Annotated in this window: 8 protein-coding genes and 1 pseudogene; all 9 read left to right on the plus strand. The window is 77.2% G+C overall.

Features of this window, described 5'->3' with window-relative positions:
* Nucleotides 1-153: 153 nt before the first annotated feature.
* The gene (locus tag H505_RS0137970) at nucleotides 154-1,791 is read left to right on the plus strand and encodes a carbamoyltransferase family protein (protein ID WP_026406143.1); all 1,638 of its coding nucleotides are present in this window, start codon (nucleotides 154-156) and stop codon (nucleotides 1,789-1,791) included.
* The gene (locus tag H505_RS0137975; RefSeq protein WP_034521839.1) at nucleotides 1,791-3,515 is read left to right on the plus strand and encodes an HAD-IIIA family hydrolase; all 1,725 of its coding nucleotides are present in this window, start codon (nucleotides 1,791-1,793) and stop codon (nucleotides 3,513-3,515) included. The genes H505_RS0137970 and H505_RS0137975 overlap by 1 nt, the downstream gene beginning before the upstream one ends.
* On the plus strand, nucleotides 3,512-4,525 hold the full coding sequence (locus tag H505_RS0137980) for a glycosyltransferase family 9 protein (protein ID WP_026406145.1): 1,014 nt from the start codon (nucleotides 3,512-3,514) through the stop codon (nucleotides 4,523-4,525). The genes H505_RS0137975 and H505_RS0137980 overlap by 4 nt, the downstream gene beginning before the upstream one ends.
* The gene (locus H505_RS0137985) at nucleotides 4,522-5,517 is read left to right on the plus strand and encodes a glycosyltransferase (protein WP_026406146.1); all 996 of its coding nucleotides are present in this window, start codon (nucleotides 4,522-4,524) and stop codon (nucleotides 5,515-5,517) included. The genes H505_RS0137980 and H505_RS0137985 overlap by 4 nt, the downstream gene beginning before the upstream one ends.
* Entirely contained in the window at nucleotides 5,514-6,749 is a 1,236-nt protein-coding gene (locus H505_RS0137990) for a glycosyltransferase (protein WP_026406147.1), read from the plus strand. The genes H505_RS0137985 and H505_RS0137990 overlap by 4 nt, the downstream gene beginning before the upstream one ends.
* Before the next feature lie 164 nt (nucleotides 6,750-6,913).
* Nucleotides 6,914-7,522, plus strand: coding sequence for a D-sedoheptulose-7-phosphate isomerase (locus H505_RS0137995; protein ID WP_084551290.1), 609 nt, complete (start codon nucleotides 6,914-6,916; stop codon nucleotides 7,520-7,522).
* Entirely contained in the window at nucleotides 7,519-8,919 is a 1,401-nt protein-coding gene (gene rfaE2, locus H505_RS0138000) for a D-glycero-beta-D-manno-heptose 1-phosphate adenylyltransferase (RefSeq protein WP_026406149.1), read from the plus strand. The genes H505_RS0137995 and rfaE2 overlap by 4 nt, the downstream gene beginning before the upstream one ends.
* Entirely contained in the window at nucleotides 8,916-9,593 is a 678-nt protein-coding gene (locus tag H505_RS0138005) for an SDR family oxidoreductase (RefSeq protein ID WP_026406150.1), read from the plus strand. The genes rfaE2 and H505_RS0138005 overlap by 4 nt, the downstream gene beginning before the upstream one ends.
* Nucleotides 9,584-9,782: pseudogene (locus H505_RS51335) on the plus strand (hypothetical protein); the annotation flags it as partial. The gene H505_RS0138005 and the pseudogene H505_RS51335, both read left to right, overlap by 10 nt.

A 9,782-nucleotide genomic window follows, 5' to 3' on the forward strand; every position in this document is an offset into this window, starting at 1 on the left:
CTCTCACCAGTGCCTTTTCACCTCTACCGCGTTTAGCGCCCCAGTTCTCGGCAATGCCCGGAATTACCTATAGGGGATTTCTCCACCCCAGCCGATGTCTATGACGCAGACATCGCCGTTCCACATCGACCGTGCGCCGAACGGGGCTTTGTCATGCGTGTGCTCGGAATCAATGCGATTTTTCACGATCCGGCCGCCGCGCTGGTGGTGGACGGCCGGGTCGTGGCCGCCACCGAGGAAGAGCGGCTCAGCCGCCGCAAGCACGGCAAGCGGCCGGTGCCCTTCTCCGGGTGGGAACTGCCGGAGAAGGCGGCCCGCTGGTGCCTGGACCGGGCCGGGCTGGAGCCCGGCGACCTCGACGCGGTGGCCTACTCGTACGATCCGAGCCTCGTCGAACCGGACCTCGACGGGCACGACGCGAACTGGGAGCGGCTGCGCACCCTGTACGCACGGCGCGCGCCGAACTTCCTGGCCACCGCGCTTCCCGGGCTCGACCCCGGCATCGTCCGGTTCGTCCCGCACCATGTGGCGCACGCGGCGTCCGCGGCCCTCGCCGCGCCCGGACCCGGCGAAGGCGACGTCCTCGTCCTGGACGGCCGCGGCGAGTCCCACTCGCACCTCGCCGGGACGTACGCGGACGGCGCCCTCACGCCGCTGCACGCGCAGCGGCTGCCGCACTCGCTCGGGCTGATGTACGAGGACCTGACCGAGCACCTCGGCTTCCTGCGCTCCAGCGACGAGTACAAGGTGATGGCCCTGGCCTCCTACGGGGAGCCGCGGTTCCTCGCCGAGCTGCGCGAGCACGTCGCCGCGACCGGCGACGGCGGCTTCGCGGTCGCGCCCGTCGACTGGGGCTCGCTGGCGAAGGCCCGCACGGCGGACGCCGAATGGACCCGCGACCACGCCGACCTCGCCGCGAGCGTCCAGGCCCGCCTCGAGGAGGTGCTGCTCGACCTCGCGGGCTGGCTGCACGGCCGCACCGGATCGTCCCGCCTCATGCTGGCCGGCGGCGTCGCGCTCAACTGCGTCGCCAACTCCCGCCTCGCCGAGGCCGGACCCTACGACGACCTGTGGGTGCAGCCCGCCGCGGGCGACGCCGGCACCGCGCTCGGCGCGGCCCTGCACGTGGCGCGCGCGTCCGGCGACGAGATCGAGGCGATGCCGGGCGCCGACCTCGGGCGCGGCTGGGACGACGACGAGATCGCCGCCCGCCTCGACGTCGCGAAGATCCCCTACGAGCGTCCCGCCGACCTGGCCTCGACCGTGGCCGAGGCCCTCGCGCAGGACCGGGTCGTCGCCTGGTTCCAGGGGCGCTCGGAGTTCGGCCCGCGCGCGCTCGGCCACCGCTCGCTCCTGGCCCACCCCGGGCACGCCGCGAACGTCGAGCGGCTCAACGACGTGAAGGGCCGCGAGCAGTTCCGGCCGATCGCGCCGATGGTGTCCCTCGACCGGGCGGCGGAGATCTTCGAGGGCCCGCTGCCCAGCCCGTACATGCTGTTCGTGCACGACGTGCGCCCCGAGTGGCGCGAGCGGATCCCCGCGGTCGTCCACGTCGACGGGACCGCCCGCATCCAGACGGTCGCGGACGACGACGAGCCCCTCGTCGCCCGGCTGCTGCGCGAGTTCGACCGCCGCACCGGGATCCCCGTCGTGATCAACACGAGCCTGAACACGGCGGGGCGCCCGATGGTCGACGATCCCCGGGACGCGCTCGAATGCTTCGGGTCCGCCCCGGTGGACCTCCTCGCCATCGGCCCCTTCGTCGTCCGGCGCCGGGAGGTGCACGCCTGATGGGTTACACCGTGGTCGTGCCGACCGTCGGGCGGGAGAGCCTGCGCGGCACGCTGAGCGCGCTGCTCGCCGCCCTCGGCGGCGCCGCGCCCGCGCCGCACGAGATCATCGTCGTCGACGACCGTCCGGTCCCGGGCGCGCCGCTGCCGCTGCCCGACACCGGAGAATCGGACCTGCGCGTGCTGCGCTCGGGCGGGCGCGGCCCGGCCGCCGCCCGCAACACCGGCTGGCGGGCCGCCGCGACCGAGTGGGTCGCGTTCCTCGACGACGACGTCGTCCCCGGCCCCCGCTGGCCGGAGCGCCTCGCCGCCGACCTCGCGGACCTGCCGCCCGAGGTCGCCGGCTCGCAGGGCCGCGTCGTCGTGCCGCGCCCGGAGGGCCGCCGCCCCACCGACGGGGAGCGCGGCACCATCGCGCTCGAGACCGCCGAGTGGATCACCGCCGACATGGCCTACCGGCGCGGCGTCCTGGCCGAGGTCGGCGGCTTCGACGAGCGGTTCCACCGCGCCTACCGGGAGGACGCCGACCTCGCGCTCCGCGTCCTCGACACCGGCCGCGTCCTCGTCCGGGGCGACCGCGAGGTGACGCACCCGGTCCGTCCCGACGGTTTCTGGGCGTCCGTCCGGGCGCAGGCGGGCAACGCCGACGACGTCCTCATGCGGCGCCTGCACGGCCCGTCCTGGCGCTCCCGCGCCGGCGAGGGCCGCGGCCGCCTCCGCGAGCACGTCCTCACCACCGCCGCGGCCGCCCTGACCCTCACCGCGGCCCCGCGCCCCCCAGCCACCGCACGCTTCCGAAAGGCGGCCACCCGGCCCACGAGAATCCCGTTCGCAGCATCGGCCACCGCACCCGTCCGATCGGCGGCCCACGGCTCGGGCCCCTGGCGCCGGGCGGCCGCCCGGCGTGGCGGGGGGCCGTCGGCGGGGCAGGGCACCGCGCTTGTCCGGACGGTCGCTCGGCGCGGGTTCGGGGGGTCGGGACGGCGCGGGAGGCCGGCGGCCGGGAAGGTCGTGGCCGTGGCGGCGGGGGCGGCTTGGGCCGCGCTGACCGTGCGGTTCGCGGCGGAGCGGATCCGGCCGGGGCCCCGGACGCCCGGCGAGATCGTCCGGATGGCCGTGACCAGCGCCGTGATCCCGCCCGCGGCGGTGCGGCACCGGGTGCGGGGGCTGCTCCTGCACGGGCGGGCGCGGCCGTGGGCCGGGCCCCGGGTGGTGCTGTTCGACCGCGACGACACGCTCATCAGGGACGTCCCGTACAACGGCGACCCGGCGCGGGTCGAGCCGATGCCGGGGGCGCGGCGGGCGCTGGAGCGGCTGCGGCGGCACGGCGTGCGGATCGGGGTCGTGTCGAACCAGTCGGGCGTCGCCAAGGGCCGCATCACGGCGGGCGACGTCCGCCGGGTGAACGCGCGCGTCGAGGAGCTGCTCGGACGCATCGACGTGTGGGAGTTCTGCCCGCACGACGGCGGCGACGGGTGCGGGTGCCGCAAGCCGGCGCCCGGCATGATCGAGCGGGCCGCGCGGCGGCTCGGGGCGCTGCCGTCGGAGATCGCCGTGATCGGCGACATCGGGCGGGACGTCGAGGCCGCCGCGGCGGCGGGCGCGCGCGGCATCCTGGTGCCGACCGCGCGGACGCTGCCCGCGGAGATCGCGGCGGCGAAGGAGACGGCGCCGACGCTGCGCGCGGCCGTCGAGCTCGTGCTGGGCGGGGGGCGGCGCCGATGAGGGTCCTCGTCGCACGCCAGGACAACATCGGCGACGTGCTGCTCGCCGGGCCCGCGGTGCGGGCCGTGGCGGAGCGCGCCGACGAGGTGGCGTTCCTGTGCGGGCCGCGCGGCCGGCCCGCCGCTGACCTGCTGCCCGGCGCGGACCGGGTGATCGAGTGGTGCGCGCCGTGGATCGACCCCGAGCCGGGCCCCGTCCGGCGGGACGACGTCGACCGGCTCGTCGAGCTGGTGCGGGGCTTCGACCGGGCGCTGATCCTGACGTCGTTCCACCAGTCGCCGCTGCCGCTGGCGCTGCTGCTGCGGCTGGCGGGCATCCCGTGGATCGGGGGGATCAGCGAGGACTACCCCGGGTCGCTGCTGGACCTGCGGCACCGGCCCGACGCCGACATCCCCGAGCCGCTGCGGATGCTCGCGCTGGCCGAGGACGCCGGGTTCCCGGCCCCGGCCGACACCCGGCTGCGGGTGCGCGGGCCGCTGCCCGACACCGCCCACCTGACGGGCGGCCCCGGCTACGTGATCGTCCACCCCGGCACGTCGGTGCCGGCGCGGGCGTGGCCGCCGGAGCGCTGCGCCGAGGCCGTGCGGCTGCTGGACGCGGCGGGCCACCGGGTCGTCGTCACCGGGCACGGCGACGAGAAGGAGCTGACCGCGCGGGTCGCCGGGGAGTGCGGCCTGGACCTGGGCGGACGGACGTCGCTGCCGGAGCTCGCGTCGGTCCTGGCGGGCGCGCGGGCGGTGGTCGCGGGCAACACCGGGCCCGCGCACCTGGCGGCGGCCGTCGGTACGCCGGTGGTGTCGCTGTTCGCGCCGACGGTCCCGGCGGCGCGGTGGGCCCCGTTCGGGGTGCCGATGGCGCTGCTGGGCGACCAGCAGGCCCCCTGCAAGGACACCCGCGCCCGCGAGTGCCCGGTCGACGGGCACCCGTGCCTGGCGTCCGTCACCGCCGACGAGGTCGCCGCGGCCGTGGAGGTCGTGGCCGCCGTACCGGAGGAGGCCCCGGCCCGATGAGAGTCCTGATGTGGCACGTGCACGGTTCGTGGGCGACCTCGTTCGTGCACGGCCCGCAGACCACGCTCGTCCCCGTCGTCCCGGACCGGGGGCCGGACGGGCGCGGCCGCCCCGGCACCTTCACGTGGCCGGACCGCGCCGTGGAGGTCCCGTACGACCGGCTCCGCGGCGAGCACGTGGACGCCGTCGTCCTGCAGCGCCCCCACGAGCTGCGGCTCACCGAGGAGTGGCTCGGCCGCCGGCCCGGGATCGACGTCCCGGCCGTCTACGTCGAGCACGACACCCCCCGCCGCACCCCCGCCGACGCGAGCCTGCCCGAGGAGGTCGTCCCGGACAGCCGCCACTTCCTGCACGACCGCGACGACATCCCGGTCGTGCACGTCACGAACTTCAACCGCCTCTTCTGGAACTGCGGCCGCGCCCCCGTCACGGTCATCGAGCACGGCGTGGTGGACCCCGGCTACCGGTACACCGCCGAGCTGCCCCGCGCGGCCGTGGTGATCAACGACCCGCTGCGCCGGGGGCGCGTCACCGGCGCCGACCTGCTCCCCGAGCTGGCCGCCGCCGTCCCGCTGGACCTGTTCGGGATGAACGTGATGGACGCGCCCGCACGGCTCGGCGTCCCTCCGGAGTCGCTGTGGACCTTCGAGGACCTGCCGCAGGCGCGGATGCACGCGGAACTCGCGCGCCGCCGCGTCTACGTCCACCCCTACCGGTGGACCTCGCTCGGCCTCGCGCTGATCGAGGCGATGATGCTCGGCCTCCCCGTGGTGGCGCTCGCCACGACGGAGGCGGTCGAGGCGGTGCCGCCGGAGGCGGGGGTGCTGTCGACCCGCGTCGGCGCGCTGGCCGGCGCGGCCGCGGCCCTCGCCGCCGACCCGCCGCGCGCCCGCCAGCTGGGCAAGGAGGCGCGGGCCTTCGCCGTGGAACGGTACGGGCTCCCGCGGTTCCTGCGCGACTGGCAGCGAACACTCACGGAGGTGACGCGATGAGGATAGCCATGGTCTCCGAGCACGCCAGCCCGCTGGCCGCCAGGGGCGGCCTCGGCGGGGCCGACGGCGGCGGGCAGAACGTGTTCGTCGCGGAGCTGGCCGCCGAGCTGGGACGGCAGGGGCACTACGTCACGGTCTACACCCGGCGCGACGCGCCCGCCCCGCCGCGCCGGGTGCGGCTCGCGCCGGGCGTGACGGTCGAGCACGTCCCCGCGGGGCCGCCCGAGCGGATCCCCAAGGACGACCTGCTGCCGTGGATGAGCGACTTCGGCCGGTACCTGCGGGACCGCTGGTCCTCGGAGCCGCCGGACGTCGCGCACGCGCACTTCTGGATGAGCGGGCTCGCGGCGCTCCAGGCGGCGGACGCCGCGGCGGAGCGGCACGTCCCGGTCGTGCAGACCTACCACGCGCTCGGCACCGTCAAGCGCCGCCATCAGGGCGGCAAGGACACGAGCCCGGCGGGGCGGATCCGGCTGGAGCGGGCCATCGGCCGCGGCGCCGACGCGGTCATCGCGACGTGCTCGGACGAGGTGGAGGAGCTCACCGCGATGGGCGTCCCGGGCGAGCGGGTGTCGGTCGTGCCGTGCGGGGTGGACCTGGAGCTGTTCGGCCCCGGCGACCCGGCGGGCGGCCCGCCCGGAGGCGCCGGGCCGGGCGGCCGGCACCGGCTGGTGGTCCTGTCCCGGCTCGTCGAGCGCAAGGGCGTCGACACGGCGATCCGGGCGCTGGCGTACCTGCCGGACGCCGAGCTGGCCGTCGCCGGGGGCCCGCCGCACGGCGGCCTCGACGCCGACCCGGAGATCCGCCGGCTGCGCGGCGTCGCCGCGGAGGCGGGCACGGCCGACCGGGTCGACTTCGTCGGGCGGGTCGCCCGCGCGGACGTCGCGCCGCTGCTGCGGTCGGCGAGCCTCGTGGTGACGCTCCCCTGGTACGAGCCGTTCGGCATGGTGCCGCTGGAGGCGATGGCGTGCGGCGTCCCGATCGTCGCGACCGCCGTCGGCGGGCACCTGGACACCGTGGTGGACGGCGGCACCGGGCTGCTGGTCCCGCCGCGCGACCCGGAGGCCGCCGCGAAGGCGGTCCGGGAGCTGCTGGACGATCCGGTGCGCCGCGCCGCGATGGGCATCGCGAGCGCCGACCGGGCCCGCACCCGCTACTCGTGGGCGCGGGTCGCCGCCGACACCGCCGGCGTGTACCGGCGGGCCGCCGAGCTTTGCGAGGTCGCCGCATGACGGAACGGAGCCTGCGGAGTGACGTCATGCGGCGGCTTTTGCCGGGGGGCGTGGGGGGTCGCCCCCCACATGAGGCAGGCATGACGGAACGGAGCCTGCGGAGTGACGTCATGCGGCGGCTTTTGCCGGGGGGCGTGGGGGGTCGCCCCCCACATGAGGCAGGCATGACGGAACGGAGGGGCGTGACGGAACGGGGGCTGCTCGCCGCGGCGCAGGACGCGCGGCTGGAGGCGCTGGCCGAGGCGGCGCTCGCCTTCCGCGAGCACGTCCCGCGGATCACCGTGTGGGGCCGCCGCCTCGCCCGCGTGCTGGATTCCGGCGGGCGCCTGCTGGCCTGCGGGAACGGCGGCAGCGCGGCGGAGGCGCAGCACCTGACGGCCGAGCTGACCGGACGGTTCGAGGACGAGCGGCGGCCGCTGTCGGCGATCCCGCTGCACGGCGACACGTCCGCGGTGACGGCGATCGGCAACGACTACGGGCCGCTGGACGTGTTCGCCCGGCAGGTGCGGGCGCACGGCCGCCGCGGCGACGTGCTGATCTGCCTGTCCACGAGCGGGAACAGCGCGAACGTGATCGAGGCGGCGCGGGCGGCGCGGCGGGCCGGGATGGCGGCCTGGGCCGTGACCGGTCCGGGCCCGACCCCGCTCGCCGCCGCATGCGACGACGCGATCGCGGTCGACGCCGGAACGACCTCGACCGTCCAGGAGATCCACCTCGCGGCGATCCACCTGCTGTGCGGGGTGGTCGACGAGACCCTGGGGGTGGGTTCATGACGGGACCGCTGGTGGTGATCGGGGACGTCCTGCTGGACGTCGACATCGTCGGCAGCAGCAGCCGGCTGTGCCCGGACGCGCCCGTGCCGGTGGTCGAGCAGGCCGAGGAGCGGCCGCGTCCGGGCGGCGCCGGGATGGCGGCGCTGCTCGCGGCGGCGGAGGGCCGGGACGTGGTGCTGGTGACGGCGCTCGCCGACGACGATCCGGGCCGCCGGCTGCGCGCGATGCTGGAGCGGCACGTGGACGTCGCGGCGTTCCACCTGCACGGCGGCACGCCGTGCAAGCTGCGGATCCGGTCCGGCGGGCAGTCGGTGGCGCGGCTGGACGCCGGGGAGGGCGAGGCGATGGACGGGCCGGTGGGCCCGCGCGTCGCCGAGGCGATCTCCGGCGCGGGGGCGGTGCTGGTGTCCGACTACGGCCGGGGCGTCACCCGGCACCGCGCCGTCCGCTCGCTGCTCGCGGACCTGCCGCCGGGCGTCCCGGTGGTGTGGGACCCGCATCCGCGCGGGGAGCCGCCGGTGCCGGGGGTGGTGCGGCTGCTCACCCCGAACGAGGAGGAGGCGGCGCGGCTCGCCGCCGCCGACGGCGCCGACATCTCCGGGTTCGGGCTGTCGGCGGCGGGCCGCCGCGGCCGGCATCTCGGCCGGTCGTGGGGCATCGAGGGCGTCGCGGTGACGCTCGGCGCGGAGGGGGCGCTGCTGTGCGACGGGTCGGAGACGCCGTTCCTGGCGCCCGCCGAACCCGCCCGCGGCGACTCCTGCGGGGCGGGCGACAGCTTCGCCGCCGGGGCCGTCCAGGCGCTGGCGGACGGCGGGGCGCTCACCGCGGCCGTCACCGAGGGGGTCCGGCGGGCCTCGGAGTTCGTCCGGGCGGGCGCGGCGGCGGGCGTCGCCGCGCAGCTCGCCGAGACCGGCTCGGCGCGGCTGGTGCCCGAGCGCGGCGAGGACGCCTGGGACGTCGTCGAGCGGACGCGGCGCGCGGGCGGGACGGTGGTGGCGACCGGCGGCTGCTTCGACCTCCTGCACGCGGGCCACGTCAGCATGCTGCAGCAGGCGCGGCGGCTCGGCGACTGCCTGATCGTGTGCGTGAACTCGGACGCGTCGGTGCGGCGCCGCAAGGGGCCGTCCCGTCCGGTGACGCCGGCCGCCGACCGCGTGCGGGTGCTGGAGGCGCTGAGCGACGTGGACGCCGCCGTCGTGTTCGACGACGACACCCCGGCGCCGCTGCTGGAGCGCCTGCGGCCGGACGTGTGGGTGAAGGGCTCCGACTACGCCGGGACGACGCTGCCCGAGGCGGAGACCGTCCGGGCGCACGGCGGCGAGGTCGTCCTGCTGCCGCTGCTCGAAGGGCGCTCCACGACGCGCCTGCTGTCGACCACGAAGGGACATGCCTCATGAACGTGCTCATCACCGGCGGCGCGTCCGGGCTCGGCGCGGCCGTGGCGCGGCGCGTCGCCGCCGACGGCGGGAAGCCGCTGATCCTGGACCTGCATCCGCCGAAGGACGACTTCCCGTGCATGCAGGCGGACCTGGCGGACCGGCACTGCGCCGAACGGGCCGTGCACGGGCTGGCCCGCGCCAACGGCGGGCTGCACGCCGTCGTCACGGCCGCCGGGATCGACGCGTGCGGCGCGCTGAACGACGTGCCCGCCGAGGACTGGGAGCGGGTCGTGCAGGTCAACCTGCTGGGCACCGCCGCGGTGGTCCGCGCCGCGATCCCGTACCTGGAGAACGAGCCGAAGGGGCGGATCGTGACGGTCGCGTCCACGCTCGGGTTCCGCGCGTTCCCGGACGCCACCGCGTACTGCGCGTCGAAGTTCGGGGTGGTCGGGTTCACCCGCGCGCTGGCGGCGGAGCTGGCCGGGCGGGTCGGCGTGACGATGGTGGTGCCCGGCGGCATGGACACCGCGTTCTTCGACGGCCGGGACCCGCGGTACCGGCCGGGGCCGGACGCCAAGCTGAACCGGCCCGAGGACGTCGCGGCGACCGTGGCGTTCGCGCTCGCCCAGCCGGCGGGCTGCGAGGTGCGGGAACTGGTGGTCGCGCAGTCCGAGGAGACCTCGTGGCCGTGACCCCGGCCCCGGCGGACGGCGGGCCGGCGCGCGGCGATCCGGGGGGCGGGGCTCCCGCGGGGCGGATGCTGGTGCTGCGGGCCCTGGGGCTCGGGGACCTGCTGACCGCCGTCCCGGCGCTGCGGGCGCTGCGGCGCGGCGCCCGGTCCGCCGGCGGGCCCGGCGCCCGGATCATTCTCGCCGCGCCGG

The organism is Actinomadura rifamycini DSM 43936 (genome assembly GCF_000425065.1).
GTDB lineage: Bacteria > Actinomycetota > Actinomycetes > Streptosporangiales > Streptosporangiaceae > Spirillospora > Spirillospora rifamycini.

Bases quoted from the DNA above. Each gene is read 5' to 3' on its own strand.
- H505_RS0137970 (WP_026406143.1), top strand. From the start codon at position 154: ATGCGTGTGCTCGGAATCAATGCGATTTTTCACGATCCGGCCGCCGCG.
- H505_RS0137975 (WP_034521839.1), top strand. From the start codon at position 1,791: ATGGGTTACACCGTGGTCGTGCCGACCGTCGGGCGGGAGAGCCTGCGC.
- H505_RS0137980 (WP_026406145.1), top strand. From the start codon at position 3,512: ATGAGGGTCCTCGTCGCACGCCAGGACAACATCGGCGACGTGCTGCTC.
- H505_RS0137985 (WP_026406146.1), top strand. From the start codon at position 4,522: ATGAGAGTCCTGATGTGGCACGTGCACGGTTCGTGGGCGACCTCGTTC.
- H505_RS0137990 (WP_026406147.1), top strand. From the start codon at position 5,514: ATGAGGATAGCCATGGTCTCCGAGCACGCCAGCCCGCTGGCCGCCAGG.
- H505_RS0137995 (WP_084551290.1), top strand. From the start codon at position 6,914: ATGACGGAACGGAGGGGCGTGACGGAACGGGGGCTGCTCGCCGCGGCG.
- rfaE2 (WP_026406149.1), top strand. From the start codon at position 7,519: ATGACGGGACCGCTGGTGGTGATCGGGGACGTCCTGCTGGACGTCGAC.
- H505_RS0138005 (WP_026406150.1), top strand. From the start codon at position 8,916: ATGAACGTGCTCATCACCGGCGGCGCGTCCGGGCTCGGCGCGGCCGTG.